The following is an 18,593-nucleotide window of genomic DNA, read 5'->3' as shown; positions in this document are numbered from 1 at the left end:
GCCGCCGTCGGCGAGTGCCCGCGAACGGAGCTGACCATGACCACCATTCCGACCGAGACCAGGAACGCGACCGAGCCGCAGCCGGCCGACCCGGAACCCGGATGGACGCGCCGTCGCATGCTGCGTGCCCTCGGGCTGGGTGGCGCCACCGTCGTCGTCGCGGGGACCGGAGCCCTGGGCTACCGGGTGTACGACACGGCGGCCCTCAGCCCGGGCCGCGGTGATGCCTACGACCCGTGGAGGCATTGGCGCGACACGCCGGGGCTCCTCGGGGCGGTTGCCTCGGCCGTACTGGCGGCGAGCCCGCACAACACCCAGCCGTGGGTCTTCGGTATCCGCGACCAGGCCGTCGACGTGTTCCTCGACGGCACCCGTAACACCGGGACGGTGGATCCACTCGCCCGCGAGCAGCACATGGGCATCGGGTGCGCGATCGAGAACCTTGTGCTGGCCTGCCGGGCGCGCGGGTTGCGGCCGACGGTCACCCTGCTGCCCGGCGAGCGCCTGGCCGAGATCGTCGTCACGGCCGATCAGCCGGTCCCAAGCCGGCTTTACGACGTGCTCGGCGAAAGGCACACCAATCGAGGCCCGTACGAGGATCGGACCGTCCCCGCCGAGACGCTGACCGGCCTGGTCGACACCGCCGGCCTACCCGGACTCGCCGTGCACTGGATCGCCGACCCGACGCCTCGGGCGGCGCTGGGCCGGCTCCTGGTCGACGCCGCGAAGGCACTGTGCGACGACGAGCAGCAGTCGCGGGACAACTTCGCCTGGTTCCGCAGCGACAACGACGAGATCCAGCGTCATCGGGACGGGCTCACGCTGGGTGGACAGGGGTTCAGCCCGTTCGTCCTGGCGATGTCCAAGCTGCTGCCGGCCTCGTCCCGGGAGCAGGGCGATCGGTTCTGGCTGAAGCAGACGGCGACCGTGCACACGGCAACGGCCGCCGCGTACGGGGTGATCACCACGCGGACACCGGACGACCGCACGACCCAGCTGAACGCCGGGCGGCTGCTGCAGCGCATCCATCTGACCGCGACCAGCCAGGGCGTCGCCCTGCACCACATGAATCAGATCACCGAACGTATCGATCGCGAGCGCACGACGGGGTCCGCGCCGACCTTCGCCCCTCGCTTCGCCGAGCTGTTGCCGTCGGGCGCCCAACCGCTGCTGACCTTCCGGGTCGGATACGCCGTCCGGCGGGTCGGCGCGAGCCCGCGGCGTTCCGCTGCGCAGGTGACCCGATGAACTCTCACCAAGGAGGAACCATGTCCACTGCAGAGACCCCCGACGCCGACGTGATCGTGGTCGGGGCCGGGCCTACCGGGCTGATGCTGGCCGGCGACCTCGCTACGGCCGGTGTCGCGACGACGATCGTGGAACGCCGGGCCGAGGGCTCGAACCTGACCCGCGCTTTCGGCGTCCACGCCCGCACACTCGAGCAGCTCGATGCTCGCGGGCTGGCCGACGAGCTGGTCGCGACGGGATCGCCGGTGCGGCAGTTGCAGCTCTTCGACAGCGTGCACCTCGACCTCGGCCGCCTGCCCAGTCGATTCCCGTACCTGCTCATCACGCCGCAGTCCAACGTCGAGCGGCTCCTGCGGGTCCGGGCCGAACGGGCCGGGGTCACGTTCCGGACCGGCCAGGCCGTGGTCGGTGTCCGGCAGGACGCCGACCACGCACAGATCGAACTGGCCGACGGAAGTACCTTGCGGGCGTCCTATGTCGTGGGAGCCGACGGTGTGCACAGCACCGTGCGTGACGCGATCGGCCAGCCGTTCCCCGGCCGCTCGGTCATCAAATCGATCATGCTCGCCGACGTGCGCCTCGACCACGCTCCCGAGGGCGTGCTGGCCGTCAACGCGGTCGGCGACTGCTTCGCGTTCGTGGCGCCGTTCGGCGACGGCTGGTTCCGCATCTTCGCGTGGGACCGGCTCAACCAGCAGCCCGAGAGCGCACCGCTGGAGTTCGAGGAGGTCCGGGCCGTGGCCAAGCGGGCGCTCGGCACCGACTACGGCATGCACGACCCGCGCTGGATGTCACGCTTCCACAGCGACGAGCGCCAGGTGCCGCAGTACCGGGTCGGCCGGGTGTTCCTGGCCGGCGACGCCGCGCACGTTCATTCGCCGGCGGGCGGTCAAGGCATGAACACCGGTCTGCAGGACGCCGCCAACCTCAGCTGGAAGCTTGCCGCCGCGGTCCGCGGCACCGCAGCGCCCGCTCTGCTCGACAGCTACCAGGCCGAACGCCACCCGGTCGGCCGCCTCGTCCTGCGCAGCAGCGGCGCGATCATCCGGATGGCGATGGTCGAACGGCGTCCCGCGCGGATCGCCCGAAACCTGATCGCCGGGACGTTGCTCAAGTTCCGCCCGGCCGCCCGCAAGGCCACCGGCGTCATCTCGGGCATCGGGATCGACTACCCGGCCCAGCCCGGCACCCACAAGCTGACCGGCCAGCGGGCACCGGACGTGGCACTGGCCGGCGACCCCGCCCGACTTTACGAGGCGCTGCGCAGCGGGGGATTCGTCCTGGTCGCGCCCGGGCAGTCGCTCCACGAAGCCGCCGCTCCCTGGGCCGACCGCGTAACGGTCGTGACCCCGTCCGACTCGTCCACGCCGACCATGCTCGTCCGGCCCGACGCCTATATCGCCTGGGCCGCCGACGAGGCTGACGCCACCCAGGTGGCCGCGGCACTGACCGCCTCCTGCGGCGCCGCCGCCACGTCGGATCGACTCGTCTCTCACATCGGAGGTGCGAGTGCCGGTCACCAGCAGCACGTCGATCCCGCAGCCCGGCCAGGAGCCGATGCTTGAGGTTTGTATGCAGTCGATTGGCGCGCCCGGCCGGATACATCCCAAACCTGCTCCCTCCGGGGACGCGTCGCGATAGTCGCTGACCTGCCGATTCAGTTGGATTGACCATGATGTAGCGGGGTGGTTCACCTGGTTTGGAGGGGTGTGGTGGACGCGTTGCCTGCTCCCGCTGGGATCGGGCTTGGCGCCGGTCACGGAACCTTTCTGTTGCTGTCGCTGGTCTGAGCCGTGGCTGACCGTTCTCGGCTCGGCGACGCCTGGCACCGCGGTCCCAAGGGGTCGCGGTGGCGATGGCTGTCATGACGGGTGACGCCCGGCCGGCCAGGCAGGACGTGAGGATCATGCGGGCCGGATCCGCCGGGCGGGCTGGCCGAGCGGCGTGTCGCGGTGGGCTGGTATCTGCGCTGCGGCGGTACGTGTGGCCGCGTGGTGGAGTTGCTCGCCTGATGCGGCACGCCGGTCGGTCACGGCGTCGTCTGCTGCTGGGCGCGGGCGGCTCGCGTCGCAGGCGGGCCGGATCCCTGGCGGTGTGCCTGGTGTGGTCCGGGTGGTTGGGTCAGATCAGGCCACTGAGTCGGTAGAGCACCAGTGAGCCGGCGACGGCGACGTTGAGCGAGAGTCCGGTCCCCATCATGGGTATCTCCACGATGGTGTCCAGCAGCGGCAGCGCGTCGTCGGGGATGCCCTCGCCTTCGTTGCCCAGCACCATGACGGTGCGCTGCCGTGCGGCTGGCAGATCCCCCAGGCGGACCGCGTTGTCGGCCAGTTCCACGCCGAGTACGGCGGTGCCCCGGTCGCGTTGCGTCGCCAGCCAGTGCATCGGGTCGTGGATGCGGTGGACGCAGGACGGCCGGCGCAGCGTGTTGCCACGCGCGAGCGCTTGGTCGATCCATGGGCGGCGGGGTACCACTAGACACGCGCCGACGGCGTCGCAGGTGCGTAGCAGGGTGCCGAGATTGACGTCGTACTTGGGCCACAGGGCCGCTGCCAGCAGGTGGTCCCAGCATCGATGTGGACGGCTGCGGCGTTGGGCTCGCAGTTCTGATCGGGTCCGTACCCAGGCGCCGCTCATCCGAGCGTGGGGTGCCAGGCCCCCTTTCGTACTACTCGCGTCATGCCGTTGAGGGTACCGGCTTCAGCGGGATGGGCGGTACACGACGGTGGTGTAGACCCCCACGGCTGTTCGGGTGTCGAGTGTGGGAACGGCCGGCGCAGCCGACGGCGCGTCGCCCGCTCCTGGCCGGACGAGAGGTACGGAACGCCGACGCACCGAACGTCGTCCTATGACCGCACCATCCCGAAGGGACCAGGCGTCGGCGAACGGAGCACCAAATGCGACGAATACGCGTGACCAGCGTAATCCTGGCCGGGACGCTGCTGACCGGTTGTGGGGGGCAGCCGAATCCCGAATCGCCCAGCCCGGCAGGCTCACCGGCGGCACCGTCCACCGCGGCGCAACGGGCGGACCCGATCGGTCTGATCGGGCTGTGGACGCCGATCGGAGCCGATGAGGAACCCGAGGCGGTGATGCGGATCGGCGCGGATTCGTTCGAGCTGTTCCGCCGGTGCCAGATTGCCGAAGGAACCTGGGACGCGAACGAGGCGGGCCTGTTCGTCGGTGCTCCGTATGGTTACGTGCTGGTCCCGGACCGACGAGGATGCGCGTCCGAGGCACCCCTGCGCACCGCTGACGACTTGTCGCCGGAGTGGCTGGCGCGGGTCACCACGTTCCGGGCGGAGGGGCCCGATCGCCTGCTGCTGGACGGGCAGGGCCGGGTCGTCGTTCGTCTGCAACCCAGGACGGGCCCGGTCGACCGGCCGGGACTGCCGCCCGAGCGGACCGGGGTACCGGCGGTCACCGACGAGGTGCGCCTGGCGTACGCACCAGCCCGGCCCGTGCCGGCGAGTCTGACACCGGTCACCCCGGCGGCGCTGCTCGGACGGTGGCGACCGGAGTCCGTACCGGCCTCCCAGTGGTACGCGTACGTCGAGTTCCGCGACGGCGCGCAATGGACGGGCAGCGACGGCTGCAATGGTGTGGGCGGCCGATGGGCTGCCGGGCCGGCCGGCTCGTTCGTCGCTACGTTCGGCCCCAGCACGGCTATCGGTTGCGACAACGTGCCCGTGGGGGACTGGATGGACCGCGCGCGGCGCATCGGCCTCGACGGGACCGTGCTGGTACTCCTCGACGGCGCGGGCAACGAACTGGGCCGACTCCACCGCGAGCGGTGACCTGCGAAGACGCGGATCCGCTCAGCGTTGACCTTGCCGCTCTGCACCGGTAACCGTCCACCCGGCACGCATATCCCCACTCTTCGGGCCCTACCTCGGTGGCAGCCGGCCCGTCTGGCCGTGTCGGCTCTCGACCGGGTGCTGCCGTTGCGCTACACCGGCGACCACCTCGCCGGGGGTTTGAAAGACCTCGCCCGGGTACGCGGCATCGGTACCTCTGATCAGCAACGCCTGTTGAACACCGTCACCGGTGTGCTGCAACGCCGCCAGAGCGATGTCGAGACCGTCCACGCGCACCTTGTGCAGCTGCGTGACCGGGCGTCGGAGAATCTGGCGTTCGAGCTGGCCGCGCGCCTGCAGGCGGAGCTCGAGGCCATCGCGTGGATAGTCGCCGAGCAGAAGGTCACCCCGTTGGTCCCGGCCGCCGACGCCGAGGCGTACGGCTGGGACGACGGCCTACGGGTCACCTTCCGCATCCGCAAGGGCCGCCTGTGCCTCTGGGAGCAGAGAAGCTGTGACCGGCCCGCCGCCCAGCCCTTGCTGGAGCGCATTCCGCCGCGGTGGTCAGCTTTCGTCGCACGAGCGGCCGAGCTGGGCCGACGCCTCACCGACCTCAGTCACTGAGTCGGGTGGCAACTGGTCATTGAGCCCCCCGACTTGGTGAGATCGACCCAAGCGACGTAGCGGGGCCGGCGCGCACGTGATCCCGGTCGGGTGGTTGATCGGACACGACCTGATGCTGGTCAACCGAACATCCGGATCTGCCGAGATCAGTGCGTCAGGTGGTTCGATATCGTTGCGATCCGCTTGACTTGCCCGGAACTCCTCCAACGTCGGACGCCGCAGTGGTTCGAGCAACGCGCGCTGCAACAGTTCGACCAGGAAATCCTTGGGATGTGAAACGGCGTCTCCTTCTCCGGCAAGCCGGCGAGCTGGTCACGTTGCTCCTTGATCACATGATTGAGGTTCTTCTCGATTGCCGCCAAGGCGGAGACGATGGCGGCTGATTTCGCGTCGCCGTACGTGACTCCCTTGAACTCACACGCCTGTGGTAGGCGCGAGTCGGTGGCCACGCCCGCCAGCACCTTCAGCCGCTCGAATTCCAGCTGTTGGTCGTTGAGTTCCGCGATAAAGGTGCTGTATATTTCCATGGAAATATGAATAGAATAAGCCCCCTCCGCCCTAGCCGCGAGGCGCCGTCGATTGCGCTTTACCGCGTTGTAGCTCGCAATTTTGTCCATGAGCATGGATCGCAGGAACTCGTCATTATGACGCCGCCCATCGGACTGCCGCTCAATCTCCTCGTAAACTTGTCGAGCACGATCTCCTGGTCCTTGGCGAGCCGCTTCTGGCGTTCCTGATAATTGAATGTGATGACCGCAACGAACGCTCCGATGACCGCGACGCCGGCCACCTGAAGGCAAGCCTCGTACTTTGATCTTCAGCCAACGACACCTGCTGCACGCGCTACGCGAGTACGAGGTCTTCTACAACGAGCACCGACCGCATCAAGGCATCGCCAACGCCCGACCGCAGGCCCCGCTACCCGAACCGATCACCGACCCGGGCCGGCTCGCCCGCCTGAACATCCACCGGCATGGCCGCCTCGGCGGCATCCTTCACGAGTACGAGCAAGCCGCCTGACCAGCCCGGACGACATTTTCGGCAGGTACAGCGCCCGCGCGGGCCCTGGTCGAAACGCTCGCGGCTAGGGCGGTGGCCCTGTTGAGCCAGCGGCGCTTCTAGCCGCCCGGCGGTACGACACCCATCTCGTCACCCCGCTGGCACAGAACTGCCACAGCCACGATCGCCAACGGCAGCAACAGCTCGTGTGGCCCCCACCCCGAACACCGCCGAAGATCACTCACGCCTCGGCGCTCGGACCAGTCCGGGTCGCGGCTGTTCCTGGGCTTGGCCTGTCCGTTGCCGAGGTGCTGCCGTTTCTCGTGGCACGAATGCGGAGCGTCTATGTGGGCGGCACGAGCCCACGCTGGGTCGCCTCGAAGATGGCCTGGCCACGGCGTGCGACGCCGAGCTTGCGGAGGATCGCCGAGACGTGATGGTGCACGGTCTTCTCGGACAGGTGGAGCCGGGCGGCGATCTCGGCGTTCGACGCGCCCTGCTGGACGTGCGCCAGCACTTCGGCCTCGCGGCGGGTCAGGCGGGCCGGATGGTGCTCGGTCGCCGGCCGGGGTCCGCGCGGCAGTCCCTGCACACCGTGCTGCCGGAGGCGGCGGGCCACGATCTCGGCGGCCGGACGCGCGCCCAGCCGCTGAAACTCCCCCAGCGCCCGGCGGAGGCCGGGCTCGTCGCCGGACTCGACCAGCGCGAGGCCGGCGTCGTACCGACAGCCGAGGTGGGTCCACCGTGCGGCGGCGGCAGTCGCGGCGCCGGCCAGCTGTGCCGAGTACGGCTCGATCACCCCGGGCACGGTTTCGCGGATTCCCGACAACCGGCGCAACCAGGCCAACTCGCCGATGACCCAGGACGCGCGCCGGTCCACTGCGGTCGCGAGGACATCCCTGGTGATGGCGTCGACGACCTCCGCGCCGCGGCCGCCCAGCCAGGCGGCTTCCGCCCTGGCAGCGATCACCGGCGCACGGTACTGAAGCTCCTCGTGCCCCACCAGCAGCCCGAGTGCCTCGTCCAGCGGGCGATCGGGCTGCGGGTCGCCCCGGCGCGCGCGGAGGAGCCCCAGGACCGTGAGGGCGAGCAGCCGCAGCAGCGGCACGGAACGCGCCGACCGGAGCACCAGACCGGCGTCGGCCGCCGCGTCGTTCCACCGGCCGAGGTCGAGGTTCAGCCGAGCCCGGTATGCCACGCAGTAGAGCTCCCACGCTTCGAGGCCGAGCTCCGCGCACACCGTCACGCCACGGTTCAGCCGGGGTTCGAGCTCGTACGCGCGGATGCGGGTCATCGCCCAGCCGAAATGCAGGAAGGCCCGGCCCACGTGCTCGTCCAGTCCGGCCGATTCGGCCAGCGCGAGGCTTCGTTCCAGCTTCTCCCTTCCCTCCGGCTGCCCCGCCAGCAGTTGTGCGGTGCCGACGGTGTTGAGGCTGTACACGATCTCGGCCTGATCGCCGCAGGACGCGGCGATCTCGAGTGCCCGGGTTCCCCACGAGAGGGTCTCGTCGAGCCGCTCTTCGTCCATGTACACGGCGGCCAGAATCGCGTACACCTGCGCCAGTTCCCTGCCCGGCGGCCGCCCTTCGAGCAGGCACAGCGCCTCCTGCACCGACTTCGTGGCCTCGGCGCTCCGCCCACCGCACCACAGCCGGCGGCAGAGCTGGGACAAAGCCGCCGCCTGGCGCGCCTGGTCACCGGCCATCCGCCAGTGCGTGACGGCCTGTTCCAGGGCGTCGATGGCGGCATCCATCTGGTCGGTCAGGTAGCACTCGTACGAACGTGCCTCGAGTAGCGCCGCGCGCGCGTCCGCCGGCAGTCCCGTGCCGAACCGGAGGGCCCGGGCGTACTGGGCGGCCGACTCGCGATGGGCCCCGGTGGCGCTCGCGTGCCGGGCCGCGGCCGGCGCGAACCGGAGCACCGCCTCGGGATCGCCGGCCGCCTCGGCGTGGTAGGCCAGCCTCGCGAGGTCCGCACCGCCGGCGGGCGGTTCCGCGAGCGCCAGGAGCGCGCGGCGGTGCAACGCAGTCCGGCGGTGCGGCGACAATGACTCCTCGATCGCCATCCGGGCCAGGTCGTGCCGGAACGCGACGCCGCCCGGAACGACCTCCAGGATGCCGGAGCTCAGGCACTCGTCCAGCGCGGCGCCCGCGCCGGTGTCGGCGCCGGTGACGAGCGCGTCGAGGAGCCCGAGCTCGGCCTGCGGGAGCGTGATCGAAACCGCTTCGAGGACCGCCGTCGCGGCGCCGGTCAGCCGCGCGGCACGAGCCAGCACCGCGTCGCGAACCGTCGACGGGATGTCGCAGCCCGGCGCCGCGATCACCTCGGTCACGAAGAACGGGTTCCCGCCGGTCGCCCGGAACAACGCGTCCGCGTCGATGCCGTGCGGCGCCGCGAGGGCGGCGACCCCTTCCCGCGACAACGGCGGCGCCGTGAGCCTGCGGATCGAGGTGCTGCTCCGCAGCTCACCGAGCAACTGCCGCAGCGGATGGCGCCGGCCCAACTCGTCGTGGCGGTAGCTCGCGATCACCAGCGCCGGGATCGCCGCGATCCGCCGGCCGAGCAGGCTCAGCACGTCGAGGGTCGCCTCGTCCGCCCAGTGCAGGTCGTCCAGGACGATGATCGTGCCCCGGTCAGCCTGGGCCGCACGGGCCACCGCCGCGGCGACGTGGTACGGCTTGGCGCCGGCCGCCACGAGGTCCCGCAGCTCGCCGCCGGTCTCCTCGGCGATGTCGAGGAAGGGGCCCAGCGGACGGGGCGTGTACAGCGGGTCGCACGAGCCCCACAGGATCTCGTCAACCGGCTCGCAGGTGGCGCAGAAATGCCGCAGCATCGCCGTCTTGCCGGCGCCGGCATCACCCGCGAGCAGGACGAGTGTGCCCCGGCCCTCCCGGGTGGCGGCCAGCGCCGCACCCAGCGTGGCGAGGTGGTGTGCGCGTTCGAGCAGGTCGCCCACCGGAACAGTCACCGATTCACCCTCGCAGCGCACCGGAGCCACGTCCATAGCGCTGTATCGAAACTGACCGGGCCCGGCCCAACGTGGGCAGTTCTGCCCATCCCCGGGCCCGCCGCCCGGGCGGCCCGCGCCGCCAAGATGGGAATTGCTCGCGATGTGAGCGCGCGGCTCGATTCGTACCGTTTCGGACAGGCCGGATTTCACCGGCGCCGAGAGAAAGGCCGAACCGATGCCCCGCTATCTCGTGGAACGTACGTTCGCCGATGGGCTCCACATTCCGATGGACGACGCCGGCGCCAAGGTCGTCGCCGGCGTGGTCACCACCAACGCCGAACACGGCGTGACCTGGGTGCACTCCTACGTTTCCGACGACCGGCAAAAGACGTTCTGCGTCTACGACGGTCCCTCCCCCGAGGCCATCCGTCAGGTGGCCGAGCGCAACGGGCTCCCGGTGGACGCGATCACCCAGGTACGCGTCCTCGACCCATACTTCTACGTGGACCAAGGGTCATGATCCGTTTCGCGGGCCTCGCCGGCTGGGCGGCGGCCGCCGTCGCGGGCGGTGTGCTGGGCGGATCGGCGCCGCTGCAACATGATCCGCCACAGGAAACCATCGACCCCGCCGTGACGAGGGTCGAGGTGCGGCTGGTCGACGTGCCGGTTCCCACCCGCGACTGGGCCACCGAAACGGTGCAGATGAGCGTCTCTGCGGCGCTCGGCGCCATCCTCGCCGCGCGGGCGACCGTCGTACGACAACGACGCCGCCCGCCGCCCCGGACCGGTTTGATCGACATCACCGACGTCGTGCGGTCGGGAACAGGCCCCGGATCGACTGCCGTCGACCAGTAACCTGCGGTAGCCGGGCTATGCGGGCAGAAATGCGGAGGAACACCGGTTTGAGGTTGAATGCGGCTCCGTCTGAGCACCGGAGACCTCGGGGGCCGCGTACCCAGTCGGCGATTTTGATGTGCCAGGCGTCCATCGGCACCTCGCGGTTACGGAATGGCGGTCGCTGCCAGGCGCGTGCGGCCTCCTCCGCCACGTAGGCTCCCAGCGCGGCCACGCTCAACTCGGCGGCCCAGTCGATGGCGGGGATTCGCAGGGCCAGCACCCGGTGTCCGTTGGCGGCCAATGCGGCGGCGAGTTGGTCGTGCCCCTTCGCTCCGACGGGGCTGATCAGGCTGATGGTCAGGTGGGCTGCGGCCCGACGAAGTAGTCGACGTGTCCGCTCTCCTCCAGCGGCACTGACCGCGCCGCGAGCCCGGTCGCCTCGATCAGTTTCAGCGACCAGATGTCGCCCGCCGCGCGTAGGTCCGGCAGGGTCAGCACGGAGATCGCCGACGGTGGATCCGCGGGCAGCGGTGGCGGCGCACACCCGGCGCATTCACGTCGGATCGGGCGGCGTGACGCTGCCCAACCACATGCCGTTCGTGGTGGCCGAGCAGTTCGCGCCGTACCCGGGGCGGATCGACCTGGGCATCGGCCGGGCGCCGGGCACCGACCAGGTGACCGCGGCGGCGTTGCGCGGCGTCTCGCCGTGCCTTGACGGTCGAGCAGTTCCCAGAGCACGTGCAGACGCTGCTCGGCGACGAACGGATCGACGCCGGTGAGGGCTCATCGCCTGCTCTGCGGCGACCAGGAACAGCGCATCGGCGTCGAGAACACTCGTTCGACAACGCGCTGACGGAGAACTTCTGGTCGACGCTGAAGATCGAACTCGGGTACCGCACGAGCTGGCGGACCCGCGACGAGGCCGAGAACGCGATCTTCGAATACATCGACACCTGGTATAACGCCCGGCGTATTCAACGCGAACTCGGCTACCTCAGCCCCGACGAATACGAGACCACTTGGCACGCCCAGACCGCGCCAGATAACCTCACCCGTGCCCCGACCGGAGGCAGGTAACCACCGCTCCGTCAAAGCGGGGGAAACTCAGACCGAGAAGCGGCCGAATGTGACTCCGGGCTTATCCCTCGTAGCTGACGCGCGTCGTTTCATCGATGTCGACAAGGTCGAAGTACCGGTCCAAAAGCCGTCGACGGTTGCTTTCGTCTTCGGGTTGCGCTTCTCGTCCACCTCGTTGAGGAACCGTGTGCGCACCTGCTCCGCCTGCTGCGCAGCGGCTGGCCCTGTCGGCTCGGTCTCGACGAGGTAGTTGCGCTTCTTCGACACGGAATCGATGCCCGCATAGACCCGCACCCGAAGAGACCCGCTGGGTAGCGTCTCGATCTCGCCGCGCGAGCGGCAGCGCGCCTTCGAACGAGTCGGCATGGAGCCACGGTGGCGCTTCGCTCCGCACGTAGCTCCACGCCGCGATCGCGGCAAGATCCAAAAGGATCGTTGACCTGGGCGCGCCCGGCAGGATTCGAACCTGCGACCGACGGATTAGAAGTCCGTTGCTCTATCCGCTGAGCTACGAGCGCTGGCCAGCCACATACTAGGCGGTCGCCTGGGACTTGTCGTCCGTCTTGTCCTCGGGGGCGGGCGGCACGTTGATCTCGGGGGTTCCGGGTGGGGGGACGAAGGCGTCGAGCCAGCGGCCGAGCTCGCGGAAGACCTCGGCTCGTACGTCCTTGCCGGAGAGGGTGAGGTCGTGGACACCGCCGTCGAAGCGGGCGATCGTCACGCGGTGGCCCAGGCCGGGCGCCCAGCGGGCGATGTGGTCGACGTCCAGGACCACGTCGGCCAGGCGGATGTCTTCCGACCAAGAGCGGCCCCGCCACGTACGCGTGGAACAAGCGACCAGGATCGGCGCGTCGATGGACAGGCCGGCGCGCAAGCGGCGCTGGCCCCGGCGGATGGCGTTCAGCCAGCCGGCGGTCACCGGGAAGCCTGCGATCGGCTTCCAGGCCAGGTCGTATGTCCACTCGCCACGGTGGTCGGTGTGCAGGCTCTCGCCGTAGAGGCCTAGCGACGCCGTCGGGATCTTGCGGTACGGGGTGCGGCCGCTGATGCCGACGATCGCGGTCATCAGTGGGCGTTTCACCAGCCAGGGCACGTTGAAGTCGAAGAACGGGCTGTTCAGGAACAGGCCGTCGACCAGGCCGCTGCCCTGCCGGGAATGCGACCACAGCGAGGTGATCAAGCCGCCGGTGGAATGGCCGCTGACCAGCATCTGGGTGTGCCCGTCGACCTCGCGGATGATCCGGGCGGCCTCGTCGAGCTCGGGGTAGTAGTCGGTGAGGCTGCGCGCGAAGTTCGGCGTCTGGTGCGGTAGCAGGCTGCGGCCGTATTTGCGCAGGTCGAGGGCGTAGAAGTCCCAGCCGTGCTCGACGAAGAAGTCGGCCAGATGGGTCTGGAAGAAGTAATCCACGAAGCCGTGCACGTAGAGGACAGCTCGGCGTGAGGGCCGGTCGGCGCGCCGGCGCACCAGCGTCGCCACCACCGGTCCCTCGTCGTCGCTGCCCAGGTCGATGGTGTGCCGCTCGTAGGGCGGTCCCAGGACGTCGATCTCCACCAGGCCAGGCTACCCATCGGTACGCGTCCGCCATATCAGATCCACGGGCTGTCTTGGCGAAATCCACATGTCGGCTTTCGTCCCCAAAACCCAAGATCAAGACCTTCATCCCGTACGGGATCGGAGCATGCTCGCCGCCTCGCACGTTCCGTTTTGAGGAGGTCACCTTGTTCGAAACGCACATGACCATCGTGGGCAACGTCCTGACGGCTCCCGAATGGCGCAAGATCCCGAGCACGGGAGCGATGGTCGCCAACTTCCGGGTCGCCTCGACCGCCCGGCGATACGACAAGGAGGGCGGCCAGTGGATCGACGGTCGCAGCCTGCGACTGCGGGTGGTCGCCTGGCGGCGGCTGGCCGAGAACGTCGCCTCGTCGATCACCGTCGGCGACCCGGTGATCGTCTCCGGGCGCGTCTACAGCCGGGACTGGAAGGACGACAACGGCAACCACCGGCTCATGTACGAGCTCGAGGCGTACGCGATCGGCCATGACCTCACCCGGGGTGTGGCGCGCTTCTACCGGGCCAAGGGCGGCCAGGGCGACGGCCAGCTCGAGGACGCCGAGTCCGACGCCGTGGTGGCCGGCGAGGCGACGGTGGCGCTGACCGCCGAGGAGGTGCCGATCGCGTACGGCGACGGCGTGCCGAACGAGCCGGAGCCGACGTTCACCGAGCCCGAGCCCGCCCCCAAGCCGGACGAGCCCGGGCCGGAGGAGGACGAGGACCTCGCTCTCGAGGTGGAACGCCTGGTCGCCGAGCAGCAACCGCCGGCGCGGCGCACCCGCCGCACCAAGCGGGAGCCGGTCGCGGCCTGACATCGGGGCCCCTGTTCGGATTAGGTCGTCCGAACAGGGGCGCCCGCCCGGTTGGCCCGTGGTGGGGTTGGGCGGGCAGACTGGGCGCGTGCTGTTGAAGGAGATCCGCGCGATCGCGGGCGAGACCCTGGTACTCGCGCCGCACGACCGGGACGCCGAACGAGCCAACACGAGCTGGTTCGGTGCTCCACCGCACGAGCGCATGGGCATGTCGGCCGACGAGGTGGTCACCGCCTTCGAGGAGACGGCTGAGCTCCTGCGCGACCAGGTGGCCACGATGCCGTACCACGGTCCGGCCACGTTCTACGTCTGGCACGACGGTGCGGCCGGGCAGCTCCGCTGCTCGACCGGGTCCTGCGGGCACGACGCCCTGCCGTTCGAAGCGCCCTACCGCGCGACGAGCGACCTGCACGCCATCGTCACCGAGTTCCTGGCGGACCGCGCTCCCGGCGTGCTCGTCTGGGGTGAGCCGGAACCGGTCGCGTTCCGGTCGGCGGGCCCGGAGCGGCCGGTCTGGGTGTGCAGTCTCTGCCCATAGCGGAAGAATCAGTTAAAACGGGGGTGAAAGGCATGGCGGGTGCGGACGCCGCCGGCCTGGTGGCCGGTTATCTGCTCGACGCCGTGCTCGGCGATCCACGACGGTTCCACCCGGTGGCCGGCTTCGGCTCGGCCGCCGGCGCACTCGAACGCCGCGTCTACCGGCCCGATCGCCGGTCGGGCGCGGCGTTCGCCGCCCTCGCGGTGGGCGGGCCCGCCCTGCTGGGGCTGGCCGCCGCCCGGGCCACCCGGCGGCACAAGATCGCACGGGCGACCCTCGTCGCCGCCGCCACCTGGACCGTGCTCGGCGGCCGTACGCTGCGCCGCGAGTCCCGGATCATGGCGGGCCACCTCGACCACGGCGATCTTCCGGCGGCCCGCGAGCGGCTCAGCCACCTGTGCGGGCGCGATCCGTCCACGTTGGACGCTCCCGAGCTGGCCCGCGCCACGGTCGAGTCCGTCGCGGAGAACACGTCCGACGCGGTCGTCGCCCCGCTGATCTGGGGCGGCGTGTTCGGACTGCCCGGCCTGCTGGCGTACCGCGCGGCCAACACGCTGGACGCGATGGTCGGTCACCGGTCGTCCCGCTACGCGCGGTTCGGCACCGCCGCGGCCCGTCTCGACGACGCGCTCAACCTGGTGCCATCCCGCCTGACGGGGTTGCTCACGATCGCGGTTTCGCCGGTGGTCGGCGGCTCACCGCGCGAGACGCTGCGGGTGTGGCGTCGTGACCGCAACGACCACCCGTCGCCCAACGCCGGGCAGTGCGAGTCGGCCATGGCCGGCGCGCTCGGCGTGCGGCTCGGCGGCCGCAACGTCTACTTCGGACGCAGCGAGGTGCGGCCGTTCCTCGGCGACGGCCCGCACCCGTCGGGGGTGCACCTGCGCCGGGCGGCTCGGGTCTCCGGCGCCGTCGGCCTGGCCGCGACGGCGATCGCCGCTGCCCTGGCACTGACCCGCCGGACCCGGCCGTGAGCGGGGGCCTGCTCGTCGCCGGCACCACGTCCGATGCCGGCAAGAGTGTCGTCACCGCCGGCATCTGCCGCTGGCTGCACCGCCGCGGGGTCAAGGTCGCGCCGTTCAAGGCGCAGAACATGTCGAACAACTCCGCGGTCGTGGTCGGCCCCGACGGCCGCGGCGGCGAGCTCGGGCGGGCCCAGGCGATGCAGGCCGCGGCCTGCGGAGTCGCGCCTGACCTCCGGTTCAACCCGGTTCTGCTCAAGCCGGGCAGTGACCGGTCGAGCCAGGTCGTGCTGCTCGGCGAGGCGGTCGGGACGGTCACCGGCGGCAGCTACCGCTCGATGCGCGAGCGGCTGGCGGAGACCGCGTGGCAGGCCCTCGACGAGCTGCGCGCCGAATACGACGCGGTGATCTGCGAGGGCGCCGGCAGCCCCACCGAGATCAACCTGCGGGACGGCGACTTCGTGAACATGGGCCTGGCCCGGCACGCCGGCCTGCCCGCGATCGTGGTCGGCGACATCGACCGCGGCGGGGTCTTCGCCGCGTTCCACGGCACACTCGCGCTGCTGAGCCCCGAGGACCAGGCGCTGGTCAGCGGCTTCGTGATCAACAAGTTCCGCGGCGACCCCGCCCTGCTCCGCCCCGGCCTCGACATGATCACCGAGGTGACCGGGCGCCCGGTGCACGGGGTGCTCCCGTTCGACCTCGACGTCTGGCTCGACGCCGAGGACTCGCTCGCGTACGGCCGCACCCTCGGCCGGCCCGGTCCGCCGCGCGGCGGCCAGTGGCTGCGGGTCGCCGTGGTGCGCCTGCCGCGCATCTCGAACGCCACCGACGCGGAGGCCCTCGCGGCCGAGCCCGGCGTCCGGGTGCAGCTGACCGTCGAGCCGGGCGACATCGCCGACGCCGACCTGGTCGTGCTGCCCGGCTCGAAGTCCACGGTCGGCGACCTCGCCTGGCTGCGCGAGACCGGCCTGGCCGACGCGGTCCTGCGGCACGCCGCGGCCGGCAAGCCGCTGCTGGGCATCTGCGGCGGCTTCCAGATGCTGGCCGAGACCATCGACGACGAGGTGGAGAGCGGGCGCGGCGAGGTCGAGGGCCTCGGCCTGCTGCCGATCGGCATCACCTTCGCCGCACGGAAGACACTCGCCCGTCCCGTGGGGGAGGGGCTCGGCGCGCCCGTGCGGGGCTACGAGATCCACCACGGCGTCGTCACCCGCGGCTCCCCATGGCCGTTGCTGCGGTACGCCGACGGACGGCCCGAGGGCGCCGTCCGGGGGAACATTTACGGCACCCATTGGCACGGCGCGTTCGAGAACGACGAGTTCCGCCGGCGCTTTCTCACCGAGGCGGCACGGCTGGCGGGCCGGCACGGGTTCATCGTCGCGCCCGACACCCGGTTTTCCGCCGTACGGGAGAAAGCCCTTGATGTGCTCGGTGACCTGGTCGAGGAGCACCTCGACACGGCCGCGCTGTGGCGTCTGATCTTCGACGGTCCGCCGGCGGGCCTGCCCTTCGTCCCGCCCGGAGCGCCGCGGTGAGATACGCCGATCTGGCGGAGGAGATCCGGCGGACGCCCCCCAAGCTCGGCGGCACCAGGCTCGTCGCGGTCGACGGTCCGAGCGGCGCCGGCAAGACCACCTTCGCGCTGCGGCTGGCCAAGCAGCTGAACGCACCCGTGGTGCACACCGACGACCTGCTCGACGGCTGGGACGACCAGTTCACCTTCTGGCGCCGGCTCGAACGCCGGGTGCTCGGCCCGCTCCGGCGCGGCGAGACCGCCACCTACCAGCGGTACCAGTGGCACCTCGGGAAGTTTGCCGGGCCGACGGTCAGCATCGACCCGGCTCCCGTCGTACTCCTGGAGGGAGTGAGCACCGCCCGGCGTGAGATCCGCGTCGAGCTGAGCCTTGCGGTTTTCGTTGTCGCCCCACCTGACCTGCGGTGGAAGAGGGCGCTGGCCCGCGACGGCGACGACAGCGTTGCTTTCCGGGCGTACCTTGGGCGGTGGCGTGCTGCCGAGGACCGGCACTTCGCCGAGGACAAGACCGCCGCCGCTGCCGACCTGATCGTCGACGGCGCCGCGACGAACGGCGACGAACGCTTCGCGCTGCTGCGCGGGCGGGACGGGGTGGAACCATGACCGACGAGGAAAACCGCCCGGTACGCCGCCGGGTCACGCTGACCGGGATCAGCTCCCGGGCCTGGGAACACCCGGCCGATCGCGGCGCCCTGACCGCCCTGCGCGAGCTGCGCGGCTTCGACGACATGATCAAGGCGTTCTTCGGCATGTGGAACGAGCGCGGCTTCCGCCTGGCGTTCCTGGCCAGCGCCGTCCGGGTCGACCACCGGCAGTACCCCCGTGTCTACCAGCGCTTCACCGAGGCCGCCGCCACCCTCGACGTGGCCGAGCTGCCCGAGCTGTACGTGAGCCAGGACCCGGTGATCAACGGCTCGGCGATCGGTCTCCAGAAACCGTTCATCGTGATCACCACCGGCGCCGTCGAGCGGCTCGACGACGACGAGCTGCGGGCCGTGCTCGGGCACGAACTGGGCCACGTGCTCAGCGGCCACGCGGTCTACCGCACGATCATGATGATCCTCACCCGGTGGACGGTCTCGCTGGCCTGGCTGCCGATCGGCGCGATCGCGCTGCGGGCCATCATCGCGGCGATGTTCGAGTGGTGGCGCAAGGCCGAGCTCTCCGCCGACCGGGCGGGCCTGCTCGCCGGGCAGGACCCCGCCGCGTCGACGCGGCTGCTGATGAAACTGGCCGGCGGCGGCGATCTGTCGCAGATCGACACGGCCGCGTTCCTCGAGCAGGCCGCCGAGTACGAGGGCGGCGGCGACCTGCGGGACAGCATCCACAAGATCGGCCTGACCGTGTGGAGCACCCATCCGGTGCCCGTGGCGCGCGCCGCCGACCTGCGCAAATGGATCGACTCGGGGGACTACGCGCGGATCCTCGGCGGCGACTACCCGCGCCGCGACTCGGACGGCGACGCCTCGGTCACCGACGAGGTGAAGGCCGCCGCCTCGTCGTACCGGGACAGCTTCACCTCCTCCCAGGACCCGCTGGTCAACCTGCTGCGCAAGTTCGGTGGCGGCGCGGCAGACCTGGCGGGGTCCGCGGCCCGCGGCGCCCGGTCCTGGGGCTCCAGCCGCGACCGCACCGACGGCGAAACCGACAGCTGAAG

20 protein-coding genes, 1 tRNA gene and 1 pseudogene are annotated in these 18,593 nt (G+C 70.7%); 15 read left to right on the top strand and 7 right to left on the bottom strand.

Going from position 1 to position 18,593, the window contains the following annotated elements:
* Nucleotides 1–36: 36 nt before the first annotated feature.
* The gene (locus tag A3CQ_RS0129660; RefSeq protein WP_040433212.1) at nt 37–1,248 is read left to right on the top strand and encodes an Acg family FMN-binding oxidoreductase; all 1,212 of its coding nucleotides are present in this window, start codon (nt 37–39) and stop codon (nt 1,246–1,248) included.
* A gap of 20 nt (nt 1,249–1,268) precedes the next feature.
* On the top strand, nt 1,269–2,813 hold the full coding sequence (locus A3CQ_RS0129655; protein WP_020514585.1) for an FAD-dependent monooxygenase: 1,545 nt from the start codon (nt 1,269–1,271) through the stop codon (nt 2,811–2,813).
* A 556-nt stretch (nt 2,814–3,369) separates the two neighbouring features.
* Here A3CQ_RS0129655 and A3CQ_RS0129650 read toward each other — a convergent pair.
* A complete protein-coding gene (locus A3CQ_RS0129650) occupies nt 3,370–3,885 on the bottom strand; it encodes a TrmH family RNA methyltransferase (RefSeq protein WP_084699276.1) in 516 nt (171 codons plus the stop codon).
* A gap of 275 nt (nt 3,886–4,160) precedes the next feature.
* Between A3CQ_RS0129650 and A3CQ_RS0129645 the strand changes: the two genes are divergently transcribed.
* Both A3CQ_RS0129645 and A3CQ_RS0129640 read left to right on the top strand, forming a co-directional pair.
* Nucleotides 4,161–5,045 carry a hypothetical protein gene (locus A3CQ_RS0129645; protein ID WP_020514583.1) on the top strand — a complete coding sequence of 295 codons (885 nt, stop codon included), beginning with the start codon at nt 4,161–4,163 and terminating at the stop codon, nt 5,043–5,045.
* Nucleotides 5,046–5,165: 120 nt separating this feature from the next.
* The gene (locus A3CQ_RS0129640; RefSeq protein ID WP_020514582.1) at nt 5,166–5,669 is read left to right on the top strand and encodes a hypothetical protein; all 504 of its coding nucleotides are present in this window, start codon (nt 5,166–5,168) and stop codon (nt 5,667–5,669) included.
* A gap of 146 nt (nt 5,670–5,815) precedes the next feature.
* Here the strand turns inward: A3CQ_RS0129640 and A3CQ_RS54500 are convergent, their stop codons facing one another.
* Complete coding sequence (locus A3CQ_RS54500; RefSeq protein WP_157296502.1) at nt 5,816–6,286, bottom strand: hypothetical protein; 471 nt, start codon at nt 6,284–6,286, stop codon at nt 5,816–5,818.
* A 193-nt stretch (nt 6,287–6,479) separates the two neighbouring features.
* Here A3CQ_RS54500 and A3CQ_RS54495 point away from each other — a divergent pair, with 193 nt between their 5' ends.
* Nucleotides 6,480–6,689 carry a hypothetical protein gene (locus A3CQ_RS54495; RefSeq protein ID WP_020514580.1) on the top strand — a complete coding sequence of 70 codons (210 nt, stop codon included), beginning with the start codon at nt 6,480–6,482 and terminating at the stop codon, nt 6,687–6,689.
* A gap of 322 nt (nt 6,690–7,011) precedes the next feature.
* Here the strand turns inward: A3CQ_RS54495 and A3CQ_RS63755 are convergent, their stop codons facing one another.
* Entirely contained in the window at nt 7,012–9,636 is a 2,625-nt protein-coding gene (locus A3CQ_RS63755; RefSeq protein WP_281171519.1) for an ATP-binding protein, read from the bottom strand.
* Between the two features lie 217 nt (nt 9,637–9,853).
* Here A3CQ_RS63755 and A3CQ_RS0129620 point away from each other — a divergent pair, with 217 nt between their 5' ends.
* A complete protein-coding gene (locus tag A3CQ_RS0129620) occupies nt 9,854–10,138 on the top strand; it encodes a DUF4242 domain-containing protein (RefSeq protein WP_020514578.1) in 285 nt (94 codons plus the stop codon).
* On the top strand, nt 10,135–10,473 hold the full coding sequence (locus A3CQ_RS0129615; protein WP_020514577.1) for a hypothetical protein: 339 nt from the start codon (nt 10,135–10,137) through the stop codon (nt 10,471–10,473). Before A3CQ_RS0129620 ends, A3CQ_RS0129615 begins: the two co-directional genes overlap by 4 nt.
* Before the next feature lie 339 nt (nt 10,474–10,812).
* On the opposite strand, the gene A3CQ_RS63095 is transcribed toward A3CQ_RS0129615, so the two are convergent.
* The gene (locus A3CQ_RS63095) at nt 10,813–10,953 is read right to left on the bottom strand and encodes a hypothetical protein (protein WP_020514576.1); all 141 of its coding nucleotides are present in this window, start codon (nt 10,951–10,953) and stop codon (nt 10,813–10,815) included.
* A 29-nt stretch (nt 10,954–10,982) separates the two neighbouring features.
* Between A3CQ_RS63095 and A3CQ_RS63090 the strand changes: the two are divergent.
* A pseudogene (locus A3CQ_RS63090) lies at nt 10,983–11,241 on the top strand (LLM class flavin-dependent oxidoreductase); the annotation flags it as partial.
* Nucleotides 11,221–11,532: an IS3 family transposase gene (locus A3CQ_RS63085; RefSeq protein ID WP_370657628.1), complete on the top strand. Its 312-nt coding sequence runs from the start codon at nt 11,221–11,223 to the stop codon at nt 11,530–11,532. The pseudogene A3CQ_RS63090 and the gene A3CQ_RS63085, both read left to right, overlap by 21 nt.
* A gap of 27 nt (nt 11,533–11,559) precedes the next feature.
* Here A3CQ_RS63085 and A3CQ_RS54490 read toward each other — a convergent pair whose 3' ends face one another.
* The 3 genes from A3CQ_RS54490 to A3CQ_RS54485 all read right to left on the bottom strand — a co-directional run bounded on the left by A3CQ_RS54490 (nt 11,560) and on the right by A3CQ_RS54485 (nt 13,084).
* Entirely contained in the window at nt 11,560–11,898 is a 339-nt protein-coding gene (locus A3CQ_RS54490; RefSeq protein ID WP_157296498.1) for a BRCT domain-containing protein, read from the bottom strand.
* Nucleotides 11,899–11,977: 79 nt separating this feature from the next.
* Nucleotides 11,978–12,050 (bottom strand) — tRNA-Arg (locus A3CQ_RS0129600).
* Between the two features lie 14 nt (nt 12,051–12,064).
* The gene (locus A3CQ_RS54485) at nt 12,065–13,084 is read right to left on the bottom strand and encodes an alpha/beta hydrolase (protein ID WP_020514574.1); all 1,020 of its coding nucleotides are present in this window, start codon (nt 13,082–13,084) and stop codon (nt 12,065–12,067) included.
* Nucleotides 13,085–13,251: 167 nt separating this feature from the next.
* Here A3CQ_RS54485 and ssb point away from each other — a divergent pair, with 167 nt between their 5' ends.
* From ssb to A3CQ_RS0129565, 6 genes are all read left to right on the top strand, one after another.
* On the top strand, nt 13,252–13,899 hold the full coding sequence (ssb, locus tag A3CQ_RS57780) for a single-stranded DNA-binding protein (protein ID WP_020514573.1): 648 nt from the start codon (nt 13,252–13,254) through the stop codon (nt 13,897–13,899).
* Between the two features lie 88 nt (nt 13,900–13,987).
* Nucleotides 13,988–14,437 (top strand): hypothetical protein, encoded by a 450-nt coding sequence (locus A3CQ_RS0129585; protein WP_020514572.1) that lies wholly within the window; start codon nt 13,988–13,990, stop codon nt 14,435–14,437.
* A gap of 32 nt (nt 14,438–14,469) precedes the next feature.
* Nucleotides 14,470–15,411, top strand: a complete 942-nt coding sequence (locus tag A3CQ_RS0129580) for a cobalamin biosynthesis protein (RefSeq protein ID WP_020514571.1) — start codon at nt 14,470–14,472, stop codon at nt 15,409–15,411.
* Nucleotides 15,408–16,937 (top strand): cobyric acid synthase, encoded by a 1,530-nt coding sequence (locus tag A3CQ_RS0129575; RefSeq protein ID WP_020514570.1) that lies wholly within the window; start codon nt 15,408–15,410, stop codon nt 16,935–16,937. Before A3CQ_RS0129580 ends, A3CQ_RS0129575 begins: the two co-directional genes overlap by 4 nt.
* Entirely contained in the window at nt 16,934–17,539 is a 606-nt protein-coding gene (locus A3CQ_RS0129570) for a uridine kinase family protein (protein ID WP_020514569.1), read from the top strand. The genes A3CQ_RS0129575 and A3CQ_RS0129570 overlap by 4 nt, the downstream gene beginning before the upstream one ends.
* Nucleotides 17,536–18,591 (top strand): M48 family metallopeptidase, encoded by a 1,056-nt coding sequence (locus tag A3CQ_RS0129565; RefSeq protein WP_020514568.1) that lies wholly within the window; start codon nt 17,536–17,538, stop codon nt 18,589–18,591. The genes A3CQ_RS0129570 and A3CQ_RS0129565 overlap by 4 nt, the downstream gene beginning before the upstream one ends.
* Nucleotides 18,592–18,593 lie beyond the last annotated feature (2 nt).

Source organism: Paractinoplanes globisporus DSM 43857 (assembly GCF_000379645.1).
Taxonomy (GTDB): domain Bacteria; phylum Actinomycetota; class Actinomycetes; order Mycobacteriales; family Micromonosporaceae; genus Actinoplanes; species Actinoplanes globisporus.
The sequence above is the reverse complement of the archived record's forward strand: the minus strand, read 5'-3'. Positions and strand labels throughout refer to the sequence as shown.

Excerpts from the sequence above, each read along its gene's own strand:
- A3CQ_RS0129580 (WP_020514571.1), top strand. The coding sequence starts at position 14,470 with ATGGCGGGTGCGGACGCCGCCGGCCTGGTGGCCGGTTATCTGCTCGAC.
- A3CQ_RS0129620 (WP_020514578.1), top strand. The coding sequence starts at position 9,854 with ATGCCCCGCTATCTCGTGGAACGTACGTTCGCCGATGGGCTCCACATT.
- A3CQ_RS0129565 (WP_020514568.1), top strand. The coding sequence starts at position 17,536 with ATGACCGACGAGGAAAACCGCCCGGTACGCCGCCGGGTCACGCTGACC.
- A3CQ_RS0129650 (WP_084699276.1), bottom strand. The coding sequence starts at position 3,885 with ATGAGCGGCGCCTGGGTACGGACCCGATCAGAACTGCGAGCCCAACGC.
- A3CQ_RS0129655 (WP_020514585.1), top strand. The coding sequence starts at position 1,269 with ATGTCCACTGCAGAGACCCCCGACGCCGACGTGATCGTGGTCGGGGCC.
- A3CQ_RS54500 (WP_157296502.1), bottom strand. The coding sequence starts at position 6,286 with ATGGACAAAATTGCGAGCTACAACGCGGTAAAGCGCAATCGACGGCGC.
- A3CQ_RS0129660 (WP_040433212.1), top strand. The coding sequence starts at position 37 with ATGACCACCATTCCGACCGAGACCAGGAACGCGACCGAGCCGCAGCCG.
- A3CQ_RS0129615 (WP_020514577.1), top strand. The coding sequence starts at position 10,135 with ATGATCCGTTTCGCGGGCCTCGCCGGCTGGGCGGCGGCCGCCGTCGCG.
- A3CQ_RS54490 (WP_157296498.1), bottom strand. The coding sequence starts at position 11,898 with ATGCCGACTCGTTCGAAGGCGCGCTGCCGCTCGCGCGGCGAGATCGAG.